This is a genomic window from Pilosibacter sp. YYHA0881 (assembly GCF_051602715.1).
Classification (GTDB): Bacteria; Bacillota; Clostridia; order Lachnospirales; family Lachnospiraceae; genus Alitiscatomonas; species Alitiscatomonas aceti.
This window is the reverse complement of record NZ_CP175657.1, coordinates 1,090,925-1,114,287: the sequence shown is the minus strand read 5'-3', so window position 1 is coordinate 1,114,287 and position 23,363 is coordinate 1,090,925. Positions and strand designations below refer to the sequence as shown.

Genomic DNA, 23,363 nt, shown 5'->3' with positions numbered 1-23,363 from the left:
TCTCCCTTTCTGTGCTAAAAGCGGAAATATAAAAACGGGTTATAGGTTGCGTTTACCAGGTAGGCCACGGAGAGGAGCAGTACCAGGCCCAGGAACAGGGGTTCCGGGACACGGTCCTTCCATCTCCCGGCAGCCCTGGCCGGCAGGGGGGTGGAGCCCAGGGCGCAGGCGGCCAGAAGGACCAGATTTCCGGAAAGAAGGAATATGGTCCGTTCATTACAGAGGGAGAGCCCGGCGGCTCCGGTCATCTGAAGGAGGTACTGGAACCCTTGTCCCATGTCCTCAAAGGCGAACAGCACCCAGCCAAGGAGCACCAGAAGAAAAGCATAGGCGCACTGGAGCAGGGAGGGGAGCTTTTTTAAATATTTCATCAGTACAAACTTTTCTAATAAAAGAAGCAGTCCGAAATAAATACCCCATAACAGGAAGTTTACGCTGGCGCCATGCCAGATCCCTGTTAAAAGCCATACGACCAGGATGTTCCGTACCTGGAGAAGGCCGCCCTTCCGGTTGCCGCCCAGGGGGATGTACACGTATTCCTTAAACCAGGTGCCCAGGGAAATATGCCATCGCCGCCAGAATTCCGTAATACTTTTTGAAATATACGGATAATTAAAGTTTTCCGGAAAATGAAAGCCCAGCATGTGGCCCATGCCCACGGCCATATCGGAATAACCGGAAAAGTCGAAATAGATCTGGAAGGCAAAGGCCAGGATCCCCATCCATACCATAAGGACGCTGCGGTCCGCAGGAAGGATGGCCGTGATCTCCGTCCACAGGGCGCCGGCCTGATTGGCCAGCAGGACCTTTTTTCCCAGGCCCACCACGAAACGGCGGATCCCCAGGGAAAAACGCTCAAGGCTTTCGGTCCGGGTGTTCAGCTCCGCGGCAATGTCCTGGTAGCGGACAATGGGGCCGGCAATGAGCTGGGGGAACATGGACACATAGGCTCCGAAGCTTATGATATTGTTCTGGACCGGAGCCTCGCCCCGGTATACGTCGATGGTGTAGGACATGGTCTGGAACGTATAAAAGGAGATCCCAATGGGAAGGGCCAGGCCCAGGAGAGGGATCCCGCTTCCGGTGAGGCTGTTGATGGAACGGATGAAAAAGTCCGTATATTTAAAGATCACCAGAAGGGCCAGATTGATGAACGCAGAGGAGGCTACCGTCATCCTGGCGGCTTTCCGGTTTCCGCGCTCTAAAAAACTGCCCACCAGCTTTCCATGGAAAAAGTCCACCAGCGTGGAAAAAAGGAGGAGCGAGATATACACAGGCTCCCCCCATCCATAGAAGATCAGGCTCCCTATAAATAATACTCCGTTTCGCAGCTTCCTGGGAACCAGAAAATAGAGGGCCAGGAACAGCGGCAGAAAACGGAATAAAAATAAGAGACTGGAAAAGACCATGGCTTATTTAAAGAAGCCGTCGATCACGTCAATGGCGATCTTGTTATTTTCCTCTGCGGATTTTAAGGCTGCCTCATCGCCCTGTTCCATGGCCGCGTCATCGGGTCCTCCTAACATCACGAAGAATACGTAATCGCCGTGGCGCACCACCTGGGAGGCCTGGATCTTGGAAACGTTCATGGGATACTGCATGGTATCGCCCACCAGACGCTCTCTGTATTCGGTCAGGGCCTTCTCCACATCGTCACCCTTTCCCTCCTTTGCCTTCACTCCGATGAAGGTCTCCACGAAGGTGCTGATCATGGGCATCTCGGCTACATAGGATTCGCACAGCTCCGGAGAAAGGCCGATGACGTCGTTTAACATCTGGTCGTCCATGGGAGTGTTGGGGATGTAGCCCTCTCCATAGGCTTCTTTGATCTTATTTAAAACGTCGTCCAGGGATACGTTTACCGCGGCCTCGGTCTCCTGGCCGGCAGGCTCCTTGCCGGCAGAAGAGCTGGAGCAGCCTGTAAGGGAAGCAAAGGCCAGGGAAGCGGCCATGATAACTGCGGTCAACTGTTTTTTCTGTGTAAATTTTTTCATAAATTCAAAATCCTCCTTCAAATGCCACAATGAGTGGTGATATGGCCATTATAAGGGAGGACAGAAGAAAAAGCAATTTACAAATATATGAATAAGGTCTTACGAAATGGGTACAGATTGCATTTTCCAGAGCTATACGGTATGATTGACGAAAATGGCAAAGAACGCCAAAGGAGGAGAAGGCCATGGAGCAGATACGGGTATTCCTGGGAAACATTCAGAAGAAACATGGTTCTGTGAACAGCGGGCTGCTGTTTCTGTTGGTGTTAAGGGGGACGGTACGGGTACGAAGCTCGGAAAGACAGCAGACCTTATCGCAAAGGGATCTGATGGTGATCAATCATGGAGAGTTCTACTCTCTGGAAAGCGGGGAGCCCAATGTGACCGTATGGCTCTCCATGGGAGAGGAGTATCTGGAGCGGGTGTGCCGGGAGGCGCTTTATACCCGGTTTTCCTGCGTATCTACCAGTGAAAATGCGGCCACAGGCCCTCTTTATGATTCCATGCGATCCCAGATCCTTCAGATCGCCATGCACAGCTACGGCCGCGAAAGGGACTATGAGCTGCTGATCCAGTCGGCAGCCCCTCTTCTTCTCCATACCCTGCGGACCCAGTTCGTCAGCGGCAGCAGCCGGAGGAAATACAGAACAGAAAACGTCCATCTGCTCCAGGTACTGGAGGCCATGGAGGAGAACTTTGGTGAGCCAGTGACTCTGGAGAAAATGGCCGGGAGGTTTTATCTGTCGCCCTCTTATCTTTCCAGACTCTTTAAGCGGGAGATGGGAACCACCTACCTGGAATATTTAAACTCCCTGCGGCTTCGGGGAGCCAGAAGGGAGCTGGCCGCCACGGGCGCTTCTCTGACCCGCGTTGCCTTAAACAACGGATTTTCCAGTGCCGAGGCCCTAAACCGGGCCTTCCGCCGGGAGTTTTCCTGTACGGCGGCAGAGTACCGCAGGCGAGTGAAAAAGGAAGAGGAACTGCCGGACCAGATGGAATTCCTGGAAAACGGGCCGGAGAGCTCCCTGGATACGCTGGTACGGTTCGTCCATTCATATGAAAAGCGCGGGAGCGCCCGGGTCAGGGAGTATACGGTCCAGGGAAAATGGACCGGGGAGCGTCTGGACCTTCCGGCCAGGGTGCTGTATGTGGGAGATTTTTCGCGCCTCAGCCAGAAAGCGGTACAGGACCAGATCAAAGAGGCCCAGGAGGCCATCGGTTTCTCCTATGTGTGCCTGGAAGGGGTGTTTTCAGCGGAGCTCTTTAAAAATGTCATCGGAGAACTGGATGTCTTAAGGGTATTCCGGTATCTGGATTCCCTGGGCCTCACACCTTTCATCCGGGTGGAGGAGGACATGGCTTTTGATGCCGTGGAGTCGGCACTTTCCAGGCTGTCCCACCAGGAGATGGCCGGGAGGAAAGTCCCAGGGGAAACAGGGATACACTGGCGGTTCGAGCTTAAGGAGACCGGCACGGAACGGTCAGAGCTTCTGGCGGCGGCCATCCGGAGGGCCTTTCCGGGTGCGCTTCTGGGAATCTTTCTGGATCCCGGGGCTGGAACAGAAAGGCCAGGCTTTCCGGTGGACTTTATCACCGTCCGCCAGGATCCCAACGAGGCCCAGGCCCCGTCAGACGCGTTTTCTTATGAACAGTTCCAGCGCCATTACCATGAGACATGCCTGCGGAGGGCCGGGGCCTGGATGAAGGAAAACGGCGTGGACGCACCGGTGTGGCTTCTGGACTGGAATACACTGACAGGAAGGTCCATGGTGGAGGCCGGGGAATTCCACCGGACTGCCCTGATCCCGGATCTTCTCATAAAGCTCAGAAAAAGGATCGCGGGAGCCGGGTTCCGGCTGAACCTGGAGCCATCCGGGGAGGACTTTTTTACATATCCCTTAAGCCTTTATTTGTACCGGGGCGTGAAGCGGCCGCTGTTTTTTGCCTTGCGGTTCCTATCCATGCTGGAAACCAGGCTTCTTCTGGAGGAGGACGGCGTGCTGGCAACGGAGGATGGACGCGGCGGCTATTTTGTGCTTCTGTGGGCCCCGTATTATATGGATCCATTCCTATCCCTGGACCAGATAAAAAAGGACAGCCTCCTTCAGACGGTTTCCGTGACACTTACGGGGATGGAAAAGGGAAGGTACCGGCTAAAGAGCATGTATCTGGATAAGGACAACGGGAGTATCTATCAGAGCTGGGTCCGGGTGGATCTCTATACAGTTCCCGATGGGGATGTGATCGAATATATGGAAAACTTCTGCAATCCGGCCCTTGCCCTGGAGGACAGGAATGTGGAGGATACACTGGAGATCCGCCAGAGCCTGGCCTTCAACGCTGTGGCCTTCTGGCATATCAGGAAAATCGGATAGAACAGAAATGGTTCATGAAATAACATATGTTTCATGAACTATTTTTTTGCAGTAAATGAAAAAAGAAAGAAAACATGGAAAAAAGGGCAAGGGTCCAGTGGAACAGGCGGGCAGATCTGTGTAAAATTACCATAAAGAAATGGGAAAGGAGCCGATATGAAGTACAAAACCTCCAAAGCTGTCATCGCAGCCGCAAAGCTGGCCAGCGTGGTCATGTGGAACGAGTTCCGCTATCCGCAGCCAGTGAAGGGGCGTTACGATGTGGCTGTCAATAAAAAAGAAAAGCTGAAATGGGCGTACCGCTGCTGGGTCCATCAGCTGGAGACTGCGGAAAAGGGATCGGGGATCGAGGAATACTTTGCCTCCCAGGAACTAGATTTCTCCCTGCCCAGGGGCTTTGTGACGGAACGGGAAATGACCATGACCGCAGCCGGGGATCTGATGGCTGTGGATTGCCTGACAGAAGAGTCTACAAAACGGCTGTTCGACGGGATCCGCAACTTTTACATGGATGCCGATCTCACCTGCGCTAATCTGGAATCCTGCATCTGGGAGAAGGCACCTGTGGGAAGGAACCAGGTGCTGGGACAGCCGCCGAAAATGAACACCACCAGGGGCATGTTTGACCGGTTCTGGGAAAATGGCCATGGGATCGGATATTTTTCTACGGCCAACAACCACTGTTATGATTACGGGGAGGAGGGCCTTCGGGCCACCCTGGACGTTCTGGATGAAAAGGGGGCGCTTCATTCCGGCACCAACCGGACGCCGGGGGAGCAGGAGGACGTGCTGATCACAGAGATCAACGGTATCAGAACGGCTCTTCTGTCCTACACCTTTGATATGAACGGCAATGAGTATGAAAAAAAATATCTGATCAATGAGGTGCGTTTCAATGATGAAAACCCAGATCTTTCTATGGTGGAGCGCCATGTGAAGCTGGCCCGGGAACGGGGAGCGGATCTGGTGGCTGCCTTTATCCACTGGGGCTGGGAATTTGAGATGTATCCCCACAAAAATGTTATGGAGGCGGCCCGGAAGGTCATGGATATGGGCGTGGATGTGATCCTGGGCTCCCATCCTCATGTGAGTCAGCCCATGGAGCGGTACACAGCCAGAGACGGAAGGCAGTGCCTGACCGTTTACTCTCTGGGGGATTTCGTAAGCTACCATCCATTGACAAAAAATTCCAAGCTTACTTATGTGGTTCGTTTCAAGGCCGCCAGGGGAAGGGATAAGGACGGAGCGGAACGCACCTTGCTCCACGGATTAAAGGTCCTTCCGGTCTACATTCTCTGCGAGGAAAAGGAGGGAGAGGAGTACGACTGCCGCCTTCTGCCATTTTATGAGGTATTAAAGGATCCCCGGGGGCTCACTGAGGAGGAAAAAAGGGATCTGAAGCGGCTGGAGGAACATGTGTGGAAAAAAATATTGCTGCCCAGGGATCCCGGCGGGATCATCCAGGCGGAGGCATAAAAGGAGGAGAACGTATGGATTTTGAATTGCTGGACTCTCTGATCCAGAGTAAAAAGGAACAGTTCTGGGAAATGAGCGACCAGATCTGGGGATTTGCGGAGATGCGCTTCAAGGAGGACCAGTCCTCCAGGCTCCAGATGGAGTTTCTAAGAAACGAGGGCTTTACGGTAGAGGAAGGGATCGGAGACATCCCTACGGCGTTTTCAGCCAGAGCTGGAAGCGGCCGCCCGGTCATCGGTCTTCTGGGCGAATACGATGCCCTTCCGAAGCTTTCCCAAGAGGCGGACGTGACGGTGAAAAAGCCATTGGCCGAGGGAGCGCCCGGTCACGGCTGCGGCCACCATTTGCTGGGAACCGGATGTCTGGAGGCCGCTGTGGCGGTGAAGGATTATCTTCTGGAGCATCCAGGCCAGGGCACTATTGTGTATTTCGGCTGTCCCGCAGAGGAGGGCGGGGCAGGAAAGGCCTTTATGGTGCGGGAGGGCTGCTTTAAGGACTGCGATATCTGCCTGGCCTGGCATCCCTATTCCGCGACCTTTGCGTCCGTATCAAGCCTTGCCAACGCCCGTATCATCTACCGGTTCACAGGAAAGAGCGCCCATGCGGCCACATCCCCCTATCTGGGACGGAGCGCCCTGGATGCGGTGGAGCTGATGAACGTGGGCTGCAATTATATGAGAGAGCACATGATCCCTGATGCCAGAGTGCACTATGCGGTGACGGATACAGGCGGGGACGCGCCCAACGTGGTGCAGGCCCATGCAGAGGTGATCTATTCTGTCCGGGCTCCCAGGGTAGACCAGGTCTGTGAGCTGGCGGAGCGGGTCCATAACATCGCCCGGGGCGCAGCACTGATGACAGAGACGAAGGTGGAGATCCAGGTGGTCAGCGCCTATGCGGACGTGCTCCAGAATAAGGTTCTGGATAATCTGGTATACGGCCATATGAAGGAGATATTCCCACTGGATTATTCCCATGAGGAACTGGATTACGCGGAGAAATTCCACGCAGTGGGAGATCCGGGAGACTGGACCCTTTATCAGACCATGGCGGCAAAGATCATGGGAGAAAATGGGAAGGCATTTTTCCGGGGGGCCATGGCGGATGTCTGCGTGCCGCCGCTGCCCTTAAAGCAGGGCTCCACAGATGTGGGGGACGTGAGCTGGAATGTTCCATCGGCCTGGTTCGGCAGCGCCTGCTTTGCCTTGGGGACTCCGGCCCATTCCTGGCTGGCTGTGGCCCAGGGGAAATCGTCCATCGCCCACAGAGGAATGACCGGAGCGGCTTCCGTGCTTGCCAGGACGGCCCTGGAGCTGATGGAAAGGCCGGAACTGGTGGAGGCCGCCTGGGAAGAGATGAAAGAAGCAAAGAAGAACTGCGAATACAGGTGCCTGATCCCGGAGGACGTGAGGGCCGGTTCCTTTTAAGGCAGAAGAGGAGGATCACAAATGGAAAAAATGTATTTTTCAGTGGCGAACAGCCCGGTGATGGCCGCGTTCTGCGGCCTGGCCATCCTGGTGGTGCTGGTGCAGGCGGCGATCTTTTTCAGGACCGCCTGGAAGAGGGCCCTGGAGCTGGGGTTTGAGAAAAGGGATCTGATGAAGGTAGTCAAGAGCAGCGCCCTGTTTTCCGTGGTGCCATCATTACCTATTATCATCAGCTACATGATCCTGATGCCGGTCCTGGGAAAATTTTTCGCGTGGCTCAGGCTTTCGGTCATTGGCTCCGCCTCCTATGAGACACTGGCGGCCAACATGGCTGTAACTTCCCTGGGCTTTGAAAGCCTGGGAAGTGCCGACTTCTCTCCGGACGTGTTCGGATCCTTAATGTGGGTGGTGACTCTGGGGGTGTTTTTATCGTCCATGTCGGCCATGCTGTTAAAGAAATACGATAAAAAAATGCAGTCCCTGGAAAAAAGTGCCGGAGGCTTCGGCAATGTGATACCAAATATCATGTTTCTGGGAATGATGGCCACCCTTTCGGCCCCCTATCTGATCGACGTTGGGAATATCCCATCCATGGCTGCCATTGTGGTATCCGCAGCCAGCATGATCGCTATGAACGCAGTGGGGAAGAAGCACAAGGCTCTCAACGAGTTTTCTTTTTCCCTCAGCATGATTGCCGGTATGGCGGCTGCCTGCGTGGCCACGGCGCTGATGCGGTAGAAGCAGTGAAAGGAGAATAAAGGTATGAAGCAGGAAAATAATAAAAATGAAAACGGGCGTCAGCAGTTTGACGCCCGGATCCACCGGCTGGGGATTACCTCCACACTAGTGGTATGGTGCTTTTTCCTTCTGGTCCCGGCAGCCATATGCGTGATTTTCGGGCTGAAGATCGACCTGGCGGCCACAGCAAAGGCGGCGGCTCCCATTATGCTGATCTTTGCCATCACCGGACTGTGCGAGAAGCTGTCCATGGCTCCCATCATCGGTCCTGGAGCTGTATATCTGGCCTCCTCCACAGGAAACATCCAGAATATGAAGCTTCCGGCCGCCTTAAACGCCATGAAGATCATGGAATGCGAGGAAGGAAGTGAAAAGGGCCGGGTCGTGGCCATACTGGCTGTGGCTGCCTCGTCCTTTGTTACCACAGCCATCGTATTCTGCGGCATGCTGTTCCTGGCCCCCATCATGGCTCCGCTCCTTACGAACCCGGTGATCGCCCCGGCCTTTGACAACCTGTTCCCGGCCCTGGTGGGCCCCATGGTGATCCCGGTGGTGTTAAAGAATTTAAAAGTAGCTTCCCTTCCGGTGGGCTTAGCTATTGTCATTGCCCTGGTTCTGGGAAGCACCTACTCCAGCGTCCAGAGTATCGTCATGGTAGTGGTAATCTTAATATCCCTGGGCGTTTATAAAGCAGCTTATAAGAAAAAATAAATATCGTTTACTCTTTCACCGCCGCCCTGGCAAAGTCTGTGACCACCAGGTCTTCATAAGGCACTCTGGCCGGAAGCTCTCCGGCTTCTTCCAGGATATTCTGGAGAAGATCAAAGCTTTCCTTTTCAAAGACCGTATCGGTCTTCCAGGTATCCTGGGCCTTATACCGCTCCACAATGGCTGTCAGGGCGGCCTCGTCTGTTTCTTTAAACTGGGGTTTTATGGTTTTTGCGATTTCTGCGGATGTGTGGGAATTGACGTACTCCAGTCCCTTCTGGATGGCATTTGTGAATTTCTGTATGATTTCCGGATTTTTTTCAATATAGCTTTTCTTTGCACAATATGCCGTGTAGGGCACATAGCCGGAGCTTTCTCCCAGGGAAGCTGCCACATGGCCGTTTCCTTCCTGCTCCAGGGCAGTGGCAAATGGCTCGAACTCCACGGTGTAGTCTGCGTCGTTACTGGTAAAGGCGGCGGCAGTGAGACCAAAGTTTATGCTCTGGTCGATGGAAAGATCTGTCTTCGGGTCGATGCCGTTCTTTTTTAAGATGTATTCAAAGACCATCTGGGGCATGCCGCCTGCCCTTCCTCCCAGGACCTTTTTCCCTTTTAAGTTTTCCCACTGGAAATCCGGCTCCGGTTCCCGGCCCACCAGGAAGTTTCCGGCCCTCTGGGTCAGCTGGGCAAAGTTTACGGCGTAGTCGGCTTCTCCGTTGGCATAGGTATAGACGGAGGCTTCGGAGCCCATGAAGCCGATGTCGGCTTCTCCGGATACCAGAGCCGTCATGACCTTATCGGCTCCGCCTCCGTTGACCAGGGTCACGTCCAGTCCCTCTTCATCAAAATATCCCAGCTCAATGGCGGCGTACTGGGGCGCATAGAAGATGGAATGGGCCACTTCGTTTAAGGTGATGGGCGTTTTGCCGGATGCGTTTTTCTGGCAGCCGGTGGCTGTGGCAAGGACCAGACATCCTGCCAGGATCCCGCAGACGATTTTTTTCATGATTTCCCTCCCGGAAAAATGCTATGGTTTATTGTATGGGATCTTCCTGTCCAGGGTTCCGGCGGGGAGAGGGGATGCTGTGGAACGCCGGCTTTTGGGAGTGGAGGCTCCATTTCCGGCAGATGGAACAGACATGAGAAAAACTGGGCATTTTCAAGGAAGCTTCCCGGAAAATGCCCAGATGAAATGAAGTTTAAATTTTTTGCGTTAGTTTTTCTTATATAATACCCGGATGGAATTTAACACGCAGAGCATGGCCACGCCGGAATCGGCAAATACGGCCATCCACATGGAGGCAAAGCCCGCCAGCCCAAGGATCATGACCAGGACCTTCACGGCCAGGGCAAAGACCACGTTCTGGGCGGCGATGGCCCCGGTCTTTTTTGCAATGCGGATGGATTCGGGAATGGCTTCCATGCTGGAGGTCATGTAGACCACGTCGGCAGCCTCGATGGCTGCGTCGGCTCCGCTGCCCATGGCGGCGCCCACGTCGGCTCCGGCCAGCACCGGCGCGTCGTTGATGCCGTCGCCTACGAACATGGCGTTTCCGGCTTCCTTCCGGAGATTCTGTAAAAGATCCAGCTTATCGCCGGGAAGGAGCTTTGCATATACCCGGTCGATGCCGGTGGAGGAGGCCACGGCGTTTGCAGCGGCTTCGCTGTCTCCGGTGAGCATGGCCGTCTGGATCCCCATTTTCTTAAGGGATGCGATGGCAGCGGACGCCTCCGGTTTTATGGTATCGGAAATGGAAATGGAGCCGGCATATACGCCGTCCTTTGCCAGCAGGACCATGGTGGAGCCGGAGTCTTCCTTAAATCCGGCAAGATCCACCTGGTTTTCCTCCAGAAGTTTCCGGTTTCCGCAGAGGAGCACGCCTGCAGAGGTGACGGCACGGATCCCCTTTCCCGGGATCTCAGCCAGGTCCCTGGGCGTTTCCACGGAAAGGGACTGGTCTCTGGCAGCCGCCAGAATGCTGATGCCGATGGGATGGGTGGAGGCGGTCTCACAGGCAGCGGCCAGGGCCAGGAGCTCTTCTTTTTTCATGGAGCCGGAGGGAGATACGGTCTGTACCACGAAGTTTCCTTTGGTGATGGTCCCGGTCTTATCCATGACCACGACCTTTACATTCTTTAAGGCCTCCAGAGCGATCCCGCCTTTAAAAAGGATCCCCTTTCTGGATCCGGCTCCGATGCCGGAGAAGAAGGACAGGGGAACGCTTAAGACCAGGGCACAGGGACAGCTGATGACAAGGAAGGTCAGGGCTGTGTAGACCCAGTGGTTCCAGTCTCCTGTAAAGAGAGACGGGAGGATGGCGGTGGCGGCAGCCAGGGCTACTACCACAGGGGTGTAGATCCGGGCGAATTTGGTGATGAACCGTTCCACCTGGGGCTTCTGGGCGGCGGCATTTTCCACAGAATCCAGGATCCTGGTGACCATGGATTCAGAAAGCTCTTTTTCCACCCGGAGCTTTAAGAGGCCGGAGGTGTTGACACAGCCGGATAAAACGGAGCTTCCCTCTCTGACGGCCACCGGAACCGGCTCGCCGGTGATGGGGGAGGTATCCAGACGGCTTTCTCCCTCGACGATCACACCGTCCAGGGGGATCCGGTCGCCGGGACGTACCTGGATCACCTGGCCGATGCGGGCTGACTCTGCCGGGATCTCCCGGATGGAGCCGCCTTCGTCCAGGAGCACGGTTTCCGGACGGAGATCCACAGCGTCCATGATCTGGCTGCGGCTCTTTTCCACAGCCCGGTGCTCAAAGGCCTCGCCGATGCGGTAAAACAGCATTACGCCCACGGCCTCTCCGTATTCCCGGATCACAAAGGCTCCCAGGGTCGCCAGGCTCATAAGGAAGTTTTCATCCATGACGTGGCCGGTCTTCATGTTTTTAAGGGCGGTAAAAAGCACGTCCTTCCCCAGGATCAGGTAAGCGATCACAAAGCAGAGAATGGAGACGCCGGGCATGGGGCCGGCGAGAAGAGAACCGGCGATGAAAAGTCCGGCTCCGGCCAGGATCTCTGGAAGATCGCTGGAATGCTTCTCATTATGAACGTCTTTCTGGCGCTTTCCCTCCTCCCGGACCGTGATCCGGGTACCAGGCTCGATCTTATCGGCGATCTCCTGCATTTTGGGAAGGAGGGCCGTACCGGCAGAGGAATAGACCCGGAGCTGCCTGGTGGCAAAGGTGAGGACGGCGTCGTCCACCTCCGGAAGCTCCTTTATTTTCGCCTCGATCTTGGCGGAGCAGTTGGCGCAGTCGATATTTTCCAGGTTGTAGACCACATACGGGGCCTTGGGATTTCTGGATCTGACCTCGATCACTGTGCCGGGCTCGATCTTATCGGCGATCTCCTGCATTTTAGGAAGGAGGGCCGTACCGGCAGAGGAATAGACCCGGAGCTGCCTGGTGGCAAAGGTGAGGACGGCATCGTCCACCTCCGGAAGCTCCTTTATTTTCGCTTCGATCTTGGCAGAGCAGTTGGCGCAGTCAATGTTTTTCATCACATAGACCGTACAGGGGGAGCCTGGGGCATTGTGGTGTCCATGGCTGTGGGAGTGCTCGTGGGAATGGCCGTGCTCGTGGCTGTGCTCATGTCCGCAGCCGCAGGAGCACTGTCCGTCGTGGGAGTGCTCGTGAGAATGTTCATGGGAATGGCCATGTTCGTGGCTGTGTTCATGTCCGCAGCCGCAGGAGCACTGTCCGTCGTGGGAGTGCTCGTGAGAATGTTCGTGGGAATGTCCGTGTTCGTGGTTGTGTTCATGTCCGCAGGAGCATTGCCCGTCATGGGAGTGCTCGTGAGAATGTTCATGGGAATGGCCATGTTCTTGGCTGTGCTCGTGGCCGCAGCCGCACCCCTCATGGCCGCAGCTGTTTTCTGCAGGATATTCCGGTCCGTGCAGATGTTTGTTCTCTTCCATAATTATGCCCTCCGGATGTCTTTTTTTAGATTAGTCAGGATCAACATATGAATAAGTGTTCATATATTGATGATAATATAGACGAGTAAAAAAATCAAGAGGAAAATAAAAAAATCCCGGGGAAATTTCCAGAAAAAACCGGAAACTCCCGGGAGGGCACGGGGCGGCCAGAAAGAGGGAATGCACAGGACACGGAGCGGCCCGGAAGGATCATGCCGCAAAAAAGGACCGGGCCAGGGAAAGGACGGCGTCGCTGGACATACGGGCGATCTCCTCCTCGGTCTGGGGCATTCCGTTGTCCAGCCATTTTTTAATGATCCCGATAAGGCCATAGGTGATAAATTCAAAAAAGTATTCGGAATCGGCCGTCTGACAGGCGGGATACAGCCGCTCGATGAGCGCGCCGCCGTTTTTACGGATCAGTTCCTTAAATTTAGTCACAAATTCATTGGAAACGTTGTTTTCAAACAGATTTTTACAGATCTGTTCATTTTCCACGATGTAGTGGACGATGGGGAGCAGCACCGGCATCAGGCCGTTTCCCGGTCTGGAGGGCATATAGGCGGTGATCATCTCCTGGAAGTCCTCCAGCACTCCGTTTTCCATGGCAGTCAGAAGATCGTATGTATCGGAGTAGTGGAGATAGAAGGTACCCCGGTTTAAGTCAGCCCGTTCTGTGATGTCCTTGATGGTGATGTCCTTAAACGCTTTTTCAGACATAAGCTGTACCAGGCTCTCTTTTAAAAGTTTCTGGGTCCGGCGGACGCGCCGGTCTTCTTTGGGATTTCTCATGGATTTTCCTCCATTTTTGACATATTAAAATTTCCGTGTTCATTAAACAGCAAAACATTAAAATACTAATGATTGCATCCGGTCCTGCGGTATATTATAATACATCCCAGAAGGAAAATCAACAGTATGTATGATAAACATATTTAAAACTAATAACAAAAAAATAATGAGGAATGAAAGCTATGTTGAAAAAAATGGCCCATTTTATTGTTCAAAGAGGAAGGATCATTGAAAAATTCTTTATTGCCATGACCATTCTCTGCGCCGTCTGTTACCCGTTTGTGGGCGTCAACTATGATCTGAGCAAGTATCTTCCAGATTTTGCCCCCACCAAGCAGGCGCTGGATGTGATGGAGCAGGAATTCGGTTATCCCGGCATGGCCCGGATCATGGTAAAGGACGTGACCCTGCCGGAGGCCCGGACCATCCGCCAGAGGATCTCACGGGTGGATGGCGTGGACCTGGTGGTAGGTCCGGACCTGGCCGCCAATGTTTATTCCACAGATGCCTTTATAAAGAACAGCCTGACAGACCGGTTCTATAAAGATGGGAACGCGGTATACCAGATCATTTTTGAGGACGGGGATTCAGACGCCTCCACCCATAAGGCCATAAACGAGATCTATGGCATTGTGGGAAAAGACAGGGGATGCTTTGCCGGGAGCGCCGTTTCCAGTAAGGAGCGTCAGGAATCCATTACCCGGGAGATCGCCATGGCCATTGGAATGGCAGTGGTGATCATCTGGCTGATCCTGACCCTGACCACCACCTCATGGTTTGAGCCGTTCCTGTTTATCCTGGTCATGGCAGTGGCCATCGTGCTGAACATGGGCTCCAACATCATGTTCGGCAGGATCTCCTTCTTTACATTCTCCACAGCGGCGATCCTGCAGCTGGCGGTGTCCATGGACTATTCTATTTTCCTTTTACATACGTATACGGCCATCAAACAGTCGGGAGTGGATTCACGTCCGGCCATGGAGGCCGCCATCGAGAAATCCTGCAGCTCGATCCTGGCCAGCGGCGCGACCACCATCGTGGGCTTCCTGGTCATTGCGCTGATGAAATTTACCATTGGCAGGGATGTGGGCTTCGTCCTTACCAAGGGGATCGTATGCAGCCTGGTGACGGTCCTGTTTCTGATGCCCACACTGATCCTGCGGTTCGATAAGAAGATCGAGAAAACAGCCCACAGATCCTTCCTTCCGCCGCTGGACGGCCTGGGAAAGCTGATGTACAGGATCCGGATCCCGGTGCTGGCAGCAGCGGCCTTCTGTGCGGTCCCCTGTTACTTTGGACAGTCCATGAACTACTTTTATTACGGGGACGACGCCCTGGGCTCCGGTCCAGGCACCCGGGTCTATGAGGACTCCCGGGCCATCGAGGACGTGTTTGGAAAGTCCAATGTGATCATCGCCATGGTGCCCAACGGAAACGTCATAAAAGAGCGCAGGCTGACAGAGGAGCTGGAGGACCAGGAATTTATCGACTACGCCCTGTCCATGGCCGGGACTCTTCCCCAGGGGATCCCGGAAAGCTTTCTGCCGGAAACTGTTACAAAGCAGCTCCGGACCGGCTCTTACGCCAGGATCCTGATCTCCATGGAGAACAGGGAGGAGAGCAGCTACTCCTTCCAGTGCAGTGAAAAACTGACGGAGATCGTGAAAAAATATTATCCCGAGGACTCCTATGTGATCGGCATGACGCCCACTACCATGGATATCCGGGATATCCTGACCGACGATTACAACCGGGTATCCATCATTTCTCTGGCTGGAGTGGCCCTGGTGGTCATGCTGACCTTCCATTCGGTGATGGTGCCGGTCCTGGTCATCATCCCCATTGAGGTGGCCATTTACTTAAATATGACGATCCCCTATATCATTGGCGACAGCATGGTCTATATCGGCTACATCATCGTAAGCTGCTTACAGCTGGGAGCCACCATTGATTACTCGATCCTTATGACAAACAACTATATGGAGTTCAGAGAGACCATGGGAAGCCGGGAGGCGGCTGTCACAGCCATTGCCAAAAGTGCCATCTCCATCCTTACGTCCGGCGGGATCCTGACGGTGGTGGGGTATCTCCTTTATTTTACTTCCTCCATCCAGGCCATTTCCCAGGTAGGAAGGCTGGTGGGAAGGGGCGCGCTGCTTTCTATGATCCTGGTGCTTTCGCTGCTTCCGGCGCTTCTGGCTGCCTTTGATAAGCCCATCCGGCGCCAGCAGCAGAGGGCAGTGGAACGAAGGGCGCGGAGAATGGCGCGGCCGGGAAAACAAACATGCAGGGAGGGACAGGAATGAAAGGTATGGATAAAAAGATAAAGAGAGCCGTCAGCGGGACCCTGGCGGCAGTGATGGCGGCGTCTGCCGGGATCGCCAGCTTCGGCGCGGCCGGAGTTCCGGTCTGCGACGAGGCCATGTACGTGACCATGGACCCCTACGGAGGCATATCGGAAGCCAGTGTGGTGAAAAGCTATGAGCTTCATGGGGCCAGAGAGATCACAGACCGGGGCACCTACCAGTCGGTCCATAACATGACCGGGATGGAGGAGCCGGAGGTGGACGGGGATACGGTGATCTTCCGTCTTCTGGAGGAGCCGGAGAACGATAGGTTCTATTTTGAAGGCCGCATGGAGCCGGAGGAGATTTCGGAGACCCTGCCCTGGGATATCGCCGTGTCCTACCGTTTAAACGGCGTGGAGCGGAGGCTGGAGGAGCTGGCCCATGAAAAGGGCGTCTTAAAGATCTCCATTGACGCGGTGCCCAACACCGGTACCAGCGAATATTTCAGAAATAATATGACCATGGAGATCGCCGCCGTGGTGGACATGGACCAGAACCTCAGCGTGGAGGCTCCGGGAGCCCAGATCCAGTCCATCGGCAGCATGAAGACCGTGCTGTTTATGGTGATGCCCGGGGAGGAGCAGCATTTTGAGCTGGAGATCGGCAGCAATGACCTGGAGTTTTCCGGCCTGCTGTTTCTCATGGCTCCGGTGACCATCAGCCAGCTGGAGCGGCTGGAGGATCTTAGGAAGGCCAGGGACACGGTGAAGGATTCTGCAGACGCCATCGGGGACAGCCTGGACGTGGTCCTGGACAGCCTGGACGGACTCCAGGGAGGCCTGGGGAGCACGGTGGAGGGCCTGGGACAGCTGGACCGGTCCCGACAGATCCTTTCAGACGCCAAGGGAGGGATCTATGTGGACGCCGACCAGGCCCTGGCTCTTTTAAAGGAGCTGTCTGACCGGGGGATCCCATTCCCGGCCTATGTGGAGGAGGCCAGGAAGGCCCTGGAGGATATGAATGGGGAATTAAATGCCATGAACACCTCGGTCCAGGCCCTGGACGACCAGCTGGAGAGTCTGGGCTATGGGCTTAAACATGTGACCATGGATTTAAACGATACCGCAGATCTTCTCTATGATACCCGCCATGATGTGGGAGATCTGGAGGATGGGCTGGCAAGGCTCAGAAAGGATCTGGAGGAGCTGAAGGAGAAAAAAGAGGCTGTCAGGAAGCGGGTGGCGGAGCTTAAGAAGGTGATCGCCAGATTAAAGGAGCTCCAGGAGCAGATCCAGGGCCATGGAGACGTTCTGGGGATCTCCGACCAGGAACGGGAGGAGCTGATGGAGCAGCTTTCCGGATTCTGCGGCGGCTTTGCGGATGAGGAATGGGAGAAATACGAAGCGGTTACAGCCAGCGGCTCCGACGCGGTCGGGGATGCTCTCGGAGACCTGGCCGGCGTGGGGACCGAGATCGCCGGAAAAGGGCTTTCCAGGCTGATCGGGGCCCTGGAGGCCCTGGTGGGAGCGGCTGAAAAGCCATCCAGGCTGGAATCCATGATCGGATCTGTGACCCAGTCCATTTCCACCCTGGAGCATATCATTTACCGGGTACACCGGGACGGGGAATCCCTGGAAAATGTCCTGAGCGATACGGGCGATGTGGCCGATACCCTGAGGCATACAGCGGCCACGGGCCAGAGTCTGGTGGAGCATGTGGACCGGCTCACCGGGATCTTAAATATGTATCACGGCACAGCCTCTTCGTCCCTTAAGGATACGGGGCTTCTGATCGACAGCGCCGTGCGGGGGACGGACGCCATGCACACCCTGCTTTCCAACGTGGAGGAAAGCCTTAAAAAAGCCGGAGAGCCCCTGGATGCAGGAACGAAAAAGACCATTGAGGGCTTAAGCTCCGCCCTTTCCGCAGCTCTTTCCGGGCTTTCTGAGACCGGAGTGATCCGGGATGCGAAAAATACCGTGGAGGATCTGGCTGATGAAAAATGGGAGGAATATACGGGAGAGGATATGACCATTCTCAATGCCGATATCCATGCAGAAAAGGTTTCCTTTACCTCCGGGGAGAATCCGGAGCCCCAGAGCCTCCAGATCATCCTGCGGACGGAGGGCACAAAGGAAACAGAGGAAGACAGTGTACCGGCCATGAGTGAGGATTTCCAGGCTGAGGGAAACATCTTCCAGCGTCTCTGGAGCATCCTGGTGCGGATCGCAGAGGCTGTGGCCGGAGTTTTCTGGGGATAGTGGAGAAATGTAAGGAGTCCGTAAGCAAACATTAAAATATGGAAGGGGGAATTCTGGTATAATAAAAGAAACAAATGAAAGCTGCTGAGAAAGGAGGGAGGAACAGGTGACATGGAAGAAGAAATGGATCCTGCCCTGCCTCCTGGCAGTTTTTCTGACTGGCTGCCAGGATGGGAAACAAGAAATCCCATATATCAGCGATGGAAGTATTTCCTGGGATACAGTGGAAACGGCTGAGATCTACGGAGGCGGCTGCGCCGTCCCGCCCACGGGAACCATAAGTGGAGAAAACGGACTTGAGGAGCTGGTGGAGGCAGCGCTGGAGACAGAGGGTTACCGGCTGCTGTCAGAAAAGGAATGGCTGGAGGGGACCGTGGACCTCTGGGTGAGATTCGATAACGGGGTGGTAATGGGGCTGTACCAGGATGCGAATTATGGATATATCGGCACGGAGCTGGATGCCATCGGGGAGGGACCCTTCTATTCGTTTCCAGAAAAATTTTATGACCTGGCATTCCAGGCAAAGGAACAGCAGCCTGCGGCCCAGTGAGAGGAGAGACTATGGAATTTATGGAAAACAATGAGAACCAAAGACAGAAAGCGGCCGCCTCCCGCTTCTCCATCGTCCAGGGAGATATCACAACGTTTGCTGTGGACGCCATTGTCAATGCGGCGAATACCAGCCTTCTGGGCGGAGGCGGAGTGGACGGCGCCATCCACCGGGCGGCGGGGCCGGAGCTTTTGGAAGAATGCCGGACCCTGGGCGGCTGTGCCACCGGCCAGGCAAAGCTCACCGGCGGTTACCGGCTTCCTGCCCGTTTCGTGCTCCATACGCCGGGGCCCGTCTGGAACGGCGGAGGAGACGGAGAGGAATCTCTGTTAAAAAGCTGTTACGAAAGCTGCCTTAAGCTGGCGGCGGATCATGGCTGCAAAACTGTGGCCTTTCCGTCCATCAGTACGGGGATCTATGGATTTCCCCTGGAGAAGGCCGCTCCCATCGCCGTGGGGACCATTCTCCGGTTTTTGGAGGACCACCAGGATATGGAGGTGCAGATGGTCTGCTTTGACGGCCGGACCAGGAACGCTTATGAGGAGGCGTTTAAGGACTGGGGATAAACGGAGGGAGGAGGAAGGAAAATGGGAATTCTTGGAAATGTTTTATGGTTTATTTTTGGAGGAGCCATCGGGGGCCTAAGCTGGTGCCTGACGGGCTGCCTCTGGTGCATCACTGTCATTGGGATCCCGGTGGGGCTCCAATGCTTTAAGCTGGCGTCCTTAAGCTTTTTCCCTTTTGGGAAGGAGGTCCGGTACGGCGGAGGCGCAGGCTCCTTTCTTCTGAACGTGATCTGGCTTCTGGTATCGGGGCTTCCCCTGGCCCTGGAGCATGTGGCCATGGGCCTGCTCCTCTGTGTGACCATTCTGGGGATCCCCTTCGGTCTCCAGCAGTTTAAGCTGGCAAAGCTGGCTCTCCTGCCCTTTGGGGCAGAGGTGGTCATCCTGTGATCAGACTGGAATGGAAAAAGCCGTCCGGCTTCCGGCCGGAGTACGTTTTCACACGTATTCCGGAGAGGGAAGCCGGACGGCTTTTTATATTTGGCAGGATCCCGCCATGCAGAAGCTACATGGCTGTGGGCATGAATACGTTGATGCCGGGGCCGATGGGAAGGTCTAAAAGCATCCAGGCAACCAGTAAGAGGATCCAGAAGACCTCCAGGATCACGGCTACCATCAGGTTGCAGGAGATGATCTGGCCGATCTTTAAGTTCTTATCGTACTTGGCCTGGGCCACGCTTAAAAGCATCCAGAGATAAGCGGAGGTGGGGCCGAAGAGGTTTCCGGCGGAGTCGCCCAGACGGTAAATGATCTGGGTAAAGCCGGGATGGTAGTCCAGCAGCAGGAACATGGGAACGAAGATCGGAGCGAAGATCGCCCATTTTGCAGAGCCGGAGCTGAAGAATACGTCCACCAGGGTTACGAGGATAATGAAGCCGATGCACATGGGGATCCCCGTAAAGCCGATGCTTTCCAGGAAATCTGCGCCTGCAATGGCGGACATGGCTCCCAGGTTGGTCCAGGAGAACAGGCCCTGGAACTGTCCGCAGAAGAAACAGAAGCCCACGTAGGTACCCATGGCAGCCATCTGCTTCACAATGGCCTTATGGATATCCACCAGTCCCTTAAAGTTTCCGGAGGCATAGCCGTAGGAAACGCCTGCGATGACGAACAGAAGGAAGATAATGGGGATCAGGCCCTTTAAGAACGGAGAACCGATGAGGCCGCCGTCCTCGGCTGCAATGACTCCTGTGAAGAACAGGACCAGCAGACAGGCCACATAGACCAGGGTCGAGATCCCGGAGGCCCGGAGCCCCTTTTTCTCAGACGGAGTCAGGTCTTCCATTTTTTCCAGTTCGCCGTGGTAAACGCCGAATCTGGGCTCCACGATCTTCTGTACAAGGATTCCGATCACGACTACACAGAGAACAGTGGAAGCGATCTTAAAGATCCAGTTGCAGGTCACGTCCACGGTGAAAGCGGAATCGCCCATAAAGGAGGCCAGGGTATCGTTGGTGATCCGTACCGGAGATGACCGGATTGGCGGCGTAGCCCACCTGGGCTCCGATATAGCCGCAGATCATACCGGCCACCGGATGCTTTCCAACACCCATGAAGGCCATGGCAGCCAGGGGCGGTACCATAACGCTGGCGGCGTCGGAGGCCAGGTTTCCGATGATGCCGATGAGCACGCATACATAGGGGACCAGGGCAGCGGGAACATTTTTCATGGAGCTTCTTAAAAGAGAATTGAGCATCCCGGCTTCCTCACAGATACCGGTGCCGATGGTCATGGTAAGCACAAGACCAAGGGGGGCGAAGCCGGTGAAATTTTTCACCATATTGTCCAGGAACCAGAGAAGGCCTTCTTTTGAAAAGAAGTTCTTTGACATGACGATCTCTCCGGTGGCCGGATTGGTGAGACTGGTTCCCAGGAAAGTGAAGATCGTTCCCAGGATGGCCACAATAAAGAACAGGAACACGAACAGCATGGTCGGCGGCGGCAGCTTATTGCAGACAGTCTCAACTCCGTCCATGAAACGGGCCAGCAACGGTTTCTTCTCTACGGTCTTTTCTTTCATGGCATTTCCCCCTTTAGTAAATATTTGGAAAAAGTGTGTTGAATACTATACCATGATATCATATATTGTACAAAAAAACCAGGGAAATTTCCGATATTTAGCAGATAATTAGCATATTATATTGAAAACATGGAGGTGTTACACAAAAACCACAAACGATTCGGAATGTTTTGTATCAGGCTGGAAACATGATCCCGCCAGTCTTGAAAATCCGGCGGGATTGTAGTAAAATTAACATTGTATGCAGCGGCGCGGAACGCGCAGGGACAGACAATGGATTCAATAAGAAAAGGAGAATGAGATCTGTGTATATTACCGACGATATCATTTATGCAGGCGTCAACGACCATCAGGTGGATCTGTTTGAGGGACAGTATCAGGTCCCAAATGGAATGGCCTACAATTCCTATGTGATAAAAGATGAAAAAATTGCCGTTATGGATACGGTGGATGGAAAGTTCACCCATGAATGGCTGGACAATGTGGAGAAGGCCCTGGCAGGAAGAAAGCCGGATTATCTGGTGGTCCAGCATATGGAGCCGGACCACTCGGCCAATATCCAGAATTTTATGAAGGCCTATCCAGAGGCAGTGATCGTGGCCAATGCAAAGACCTTCTGTATGGTTGGGAATTTCTTCCGCTCCATGGATTTAGAGAGCCGGACCCTGGAGGTGAAAAACGGGGACAGCCTTTCCCTGGGAAAACATGTGTTAAATTTTGTATTTGCTCCCATGGTCCACTGGCCGGAGGTCATGGTGACCTATGACAGCACGGATAAGGTCCTGTTTTCTGCCGACGGCTTCGGAAAATTCGGGGCTCTGGATGTGGAAGAGGACTGGGATGACGAGGCGAGACGGTATTATATCGGGATCGTGGGCAAGTATGGGGCACAGGTGCAGAACCTGTTAAAGGCGGCCTCTGCGCTGGATATCCAGACCATCTGCCCCCTGCACGGACCGGTGTTAAAGGAAAATCTGGGCCACTATCTGGAAAAATATCATACCTGGTCTTCCTACGGGGTGGAGGACGACGGCGTGGTCATCGCTTATACATCCGTATATGGAAATACGAAAAAGGCGGCTGAGACGCTGGCAGCGAAGCTGACGGAAAAGGGCTGCCCCAGAGTGGTCTTATGCGATCTGGCCCGGATGGATATGTCAAAGGCTGTGGAAAACGCCTTCCGTTACGGCAAGCTGGTACTGGCCACCACCACCTATAATGCCGATATTTTCCCCTTCATGCGGGAATTCATCGACCATCTGACGGAGCGGGGCTTTAAAAAGCGCACGGTGGGACTGATGGAAAACGGCTCCTGGGCTCCCATGGCAGCAAAGATCATGAAGGGAATGCTGGAGGGCTCCAAGGACATCACCTGGCTCAATACGACTGTAAAGATCACCTCCTCCTTAAGCGAGGATAATTTAAAGGAGATCGACACCATGGCCGAGGAGCTGTGCCGGGAGTACATCGCCAGATCCGATGAAAAGGCCAATAAGCACGACATGACCGCTTTATTTAAGATCGGCTACGGTCTTTATGTGGTCACCTCCAACGACGGGACCAGGGATAATGGCCTGATCGTCAATACGGTGAGCCAGCTGACGGATAATCCGTTCCGGGTGGCGGTGAACATCAATAAGGCCAATTATTCCCATCATGTGATCAAAAAGACAGGGATCTTAAACGTCAACTGCCTGTCTGTGGAAGCGCCCTTTGAGGTATTCCAGAATTTCGGCTTCCAGAGCGGACGGAACGTGGATAAATTTGAAAGCTGGGAGACATGCCGGTCCGATAACGGCCTGGTGTTCCTTCCCAAGTACATCAACGCCTTCATGTCCTTAAAGGTGGAGCAGTACGTGGATCTGGATACCCACGGTATGTTCATCTGTACCGTTACAGAGGCCCGTGTCATGAGCGATAAGGAGACCATGACCTATACGTATTACCAGAAGAATGTGAAGCCGAAGCCGGAAACAGACGGCAAAAAGGGCTTTGTCTGCAAGATCTGCGGATACATTTATGAGGGAGATACCCTTCCCGACGACTATATTTGTCCCTTATGCAAGCATGGAGCGGCGGATTTTGAGCCCATCGGGTAAATATCAGGTTTTTCTTGCAATCTGGAAAAATCGTGGTATGATAATATCATGCACATCAGATGTGCCGGGGCCGCACAGAAGGGCGGAACCGTAAACTGAATATGGAAAAAGAGGGAGCTTGCCGCGGCAGGCTGAGAGGGAAT

At 54.3% G+C, this 23,363-nt stretch carries 18 protein-coding genes; 11 read left to right on the top strand and 7 right to left on the bottom strand.

The annotated features are described in order from the left end of the window. Window positions 1-14: 14 nt before the first annotated feature. Window positions 15-1,409: an MBOAT family O-acyltransferase gene (locus ACI6NM_RS05305; protein ID WP_262427955.1), complete on the bottom strand. Its 1,395-nt coding sequence runs from the start codon at window positions 1,407-1,409 to the stop codon at window positions 15-17. Between the two features lie 3 nt (window positions 1,410-1,412). Beyond that, window positions 1,413-1,994 carry a DUF4358 domain-containing protein gene (locus ACI6NM_RS05300; protein ID WP_262427956.1) on the bottom strand — a complete coding sequence of 194 codons (582 nt, stop codon included), beginning with the start codon at window positions 1,992-1,994 and terminating at the stop codon, window positions 1,413-1,415. Window positions 1,995-2,179: 185 nt separating this feature from the next. Here ACI6NM_RS05300 and ACI6NM_RS05295 point away from each other — a divergent pair, with 185 nt between their 5' ends. The 5 genes from ACI6NM_RS05295 to ACI6NM_RS05275 all read left to right on the top strand — a co-directional run bounded on the left by ACI6NM_RS05295 (window position 2,180) and on the right by ACI6NM_RS05275 (window position 8,721). Continuing rightward, a complete protein-coding gene (locus tag ACI6NM_RS05295) occupies window positions 2,180-4,369 on the top strand; it encodes a helix-turn-helix domain-containing protein (RefSeq protein WP_262427957.1) in 2,190 nt (729 codons plus the stop codon). Window positions 4,370-4,525: 156 nt separating this feature from the next. After that, the gene (locus tag ACI6NM_RS05290; protein ID WP_262427958.1) at window positions 4,526-5,845 is read left to right on the top strand and encodes a CapA family protein; all 1,320 of its coding nucleotides are present in this window, start codon (window positions 4,526-4,528) and stop codon (window positions 5,843-5,845) included. Between the two features lie 14 nt (window positions 5,846-5,859). After that, window positions 5,860-7,272 (top strand): amidohydrolase, encoded by a 1,413-nt coding sequence (locus tag ACI6NM_RS05285; protein WP_262427959.1) that lies wholly within the window; start codon window positions 5,860-5,862, stop codon window positions 7,270-7,272. A 21-nt stretch (window positions 7,273-7,293) separates the two neighbouring features. After that, window positions 7,294-8,010 (top strand): DUF5058 family protein, encoded by a 717-nt coding sequence (locus ACI6NM_RS05280; RefSeq protein WP_262427960.1) that lies wholly within the window; start codon window positions 7,294-7,296, stop codon window positions 8,008-8,010. A gap of 24 nt (window positions 8,011-8,034) precedes the next feature. After that, complete coding sequence (locus tag ACI6NM_RS05275; protein WP_262427961.1) at window positions 8,035-8,721, top strand: hypothetical protein; 687 nt, start codon at window positions 8,035-8,037, stop codon at window positions 8,719-8,721. A 7-nt stretch (window positions 8,722-8,728) separates the two neighbouring features. On the opposite strand, the gene ACI6NM_RS05270 is transcribed toward ACI6NM_RS05275, so the two are convergent. The 3 genes from ACI6NM_RS05270 to ACI6NM_RS05260 form a co-directional block, all read right to left on the bottom strand. Continuing rightward, complete coding sequence (locus ACI6NM_RS05270) at window positions 8,729-9,724, bottom strand: ABC transporter substrate-binding protein (protein ID WP_262427962.1); 996 nt, start codon at window positions 9,722-9,724, stop codon at window positions 8,729-8,731. A gap of 207 nt (window positions 9,725-9,931) precedes the next feature. Next, window positions 9,932-12,646: a heavy metal translocating P-type ATPase gene (locus ACI6NM_RS05265; protein ID WP_262427963.1), complete on the bottom strand. Its 2,715-nt coding sequence runs from the start codon at window positions 12,644-12,646 to the stop codon at window positions 9,932-9,934. Between the two features lie 210 nt (window positions 12,647-12,856). Continuing rightward, on the bottom strand, window positions 12,857-13,438 hold the full coding sequence (locus ACI6NM_RS05260; protein ID WP_022273350.1) for a TetR/AcrR family transcriptional regulator: 582 nt from the start codon (window positions 13,436-13,438) through the stop codon (window positions 12,857-12,859). A 182-nt stretch (window positions 13,439-13,620) separates the two neighbouring features. Here ACI6NM_RS05260 and ACI6NM_RS05255 point away from each other — a divergent pair, with 182 nt between their 5' ends. From ACI6NM_RS05255 to ACI6NM_RS05235, 5 genes are all read left to right on the top strand, one after another. Beyond that, entirely contained in the window at window positions 13,621-15,744 is a 2,124-nt protein-coding gene (locus tag ACI6NM_RS05255; RefSeq protein ID WP_262427964.1) for an efflux RND transporter permease subunit, read from the top strand. After that, the gene (locus tag ACI6NM_RS05250) at window positions 15,741-17,987 is read left to right on the top strand and encodes a hypothetical protein (protein WP_262427965.1); all 2,247 of its coding nucleotides are present in this window, start codon (window positions 15,741-15,743) and stop codon (window positions 17,985-17,987) included. The genes ACI6NM_RS05255 and ACI6NM_RS05250 overlap by 4 nt, the downstream gene beginning before the upstream one ends. A 106-nt stretch (window positions 17,988-18,093) precedes the next feature. Then, window positions 18,094-18,537: a hypothetical protein gene (locus tag ACI6NM_RS05245; protein ID WP_262427966.1), complete on the top strand. Its 444-nt coding sequence runs from the start codon at window positions 18,094-18,096 to the stop codon at window positions 18,535-18,537. A gap of 20 nt (window positions 18,538-18,557) precedes the next feature. Next, window positions 18,558-19,103, top strand: coding sequence for an O-acetyl-ADP-ribose deacetylase (locus ACI6NM_RS05240; protein WP_262427988.1), 546 nt, complete (start codon window positions 18,558-18,560; stop codon window positions 19,101-19,103). Window positions 19,104-19,124: 21 nt separating this feature from the next. Then, window positions 19,125-19,490, top strand: coding sequence for a YccF domain-containing protein (locus ACI6NM_RS05235; protein ID WP_022273357.1), 366 nt, complete (start codon window positions 19,125-19,127; stop codon window positions 19,488-19,490). 115 nt (window positions 19,491-19,605) lie between these two features. Here ACI6NM_RS05235 and ACI6NM_RS05230 read toward each other — a convergent pair whose 3' ends face one another. Together ACI6NM_RS05230 and ACI6NM_RS05225 are read right to left on the bottom strand one after the other, a co-directional pair. Then, window positions 19,606-20,532: an AbgT family transporter gene (locus tag ACI6NM_RS05230; protein ID WP_438501072.1), complete on the bottom strand. Its 927-nt coding sequence runs from the start codon at window positions 20,530-20,532 to the stop codon at window positions 19,606-19,608. Further along, window positions 20,483-21,121, bottom strand: a complete 639-nt coding sequence (locus ACI6NM_RS05225) for an AbgT family transporter (RefSeq protein WP_438501071.1) — start codon at window positions 21,119-21,121, stop codon at window positions 20,483-20,485. Before ACI6NM_RS05225 ends, ACI6NM_RS05230 begins: the two co-directional genes overlap by 50 nt. A 305-nt stretch (window positions 21,122-21,426) precedes the next feature. Between ACI6NM_RS05225 and ACI6NM_RS05220 the strand changes: the two genes are divergently transcribed. Next, window positions 21,427-23,220, top strand: coding sequence for a flavin reductase (locus ACI6NM_RS05220; RefSeq protein WP_262427989.1), 1,794 nt, complete (start codon window positions 21,427-21,429; stop codon window positions 23,218-23,220). The last annotated feature ends 143 nt before the right edge of the window (window positions 23,221-23,363 follow it).

Bases quoted from the DNA above. Each gene is read 5' to 3' on its own strand.
- ACI6NM_RS05290 (WP_262427958.1), top strand. From the start codon at position 4,526: ATGAAGTACAAAACCTCCAAAGCTGTCATCGCAGCCGCAAAGCTGGCC.
- ACI6NM_RS05305 (WP_262427955.1), bottom strand. From the start codon at position 1,409: ATGGTCTTTTCCAGTCTCTTATTTTTATTCCGTTTTCTGCCGCTGTTC.
- ACI6NM_RS05230 (WP_438501072.1), bottom strand. From the start codon at position 20,532: ATGGGCGATTCCGCTTTCACCGTGGACGTGACCTGCAACTGGATCTTT.
- ACI6NM_RS05285 (WP_262427959.1), top strand. From the start codon at position 5,860: ATGGATTTTGAATTGCTGGACTCTCTGATCCAGAGTAAAAAGGAACAG.
- ACI6NM_RS05275 (WP_262427961.1), top strand. From the start codon at position 8,035: ATGAAGCAGGAAAATAATAAAAATGAAAACGGGCGTCAGCAGTTTGAC.
- ACI6NM_RS05270 (WP_262427962.1), bottom strand. From the start codon at position 9,724: ATGAAAAAAATCGTCTGCGGGATCCTGGCAGGATGTCTGGTCCTTGCC.
- ACI6NM_RS05250 (WP_262427965.1), top strand. From the start codon at position 15,741: ATGAAAGGTATGGATAAAAAGATAAAGAGAGCCGTCAGCGGGACCCTG.
- ACI6NM_RS05225 (WP_438501071.1), bottom strand. From the start codon at position 21,121: ATGAAAGAAAAGACCGTAGAGAAGAAACCGTTGCTGGCCCGTTTCATG.
- ACI6NM_RS05280 (WP_262427960.1), top strand. From the start codon at position 7,294: ATGGAAAAAATGTATTTTTCAGTGGCGAACAGCCCGGTGATGGCCGCG.
- ACI6NM_RS05260 (WP_022273350.1), bottom strand. From the start codon at position 13,438: ATGAGAAATCCCAAAGAAGACCGGCGCGTCCGCCGGACCCAGAAACTT.
- ACI6NM_RS05300 (WP_262427956.1), bottom strand. From the start codon at position 1,994: ATGAAAAAATTTACACAGAAAAAACAGTTGACCGCAGTTATCATGGCC.
- ACI6NM_RS05255 (WP_262427964.1), top strand. From the start codon at position 13,621: ATGTTGAAAAAAATGGCCCATTTTATTGTTCAAAGAGGAAGGATCATT.
- ACI6NM_RS05235 (WP_022273357.1), top strand. From the start codon at position 19,125: ATGGGAATTCTTGGAAATGTTTTATGGTTTATTTTTGGAGGAGCCATC.
- ACI6NM_RS05240 (WP_262427988.1), top strand. From the start codon at position 18,558: ATGGAAAACAATGAGAACCAAAGACAGAAAGCGGCCGCCTCCCGCTTC.
- ACI6NM_RS05265 (WP_262427963.1), bottom strand. From the start codon at position 12,646: ATGGAAGAGAACAAACATCTGCACGGACCGGAATATCCTGCAGAAAAC.
- ACI6NM_RS05295 (WP_262427957.1), top strand. From the start codon at position 2,180: ATGGAGCAGATACGGGTATTCCTGGGAAACATTCAGAAGAAACATGGT.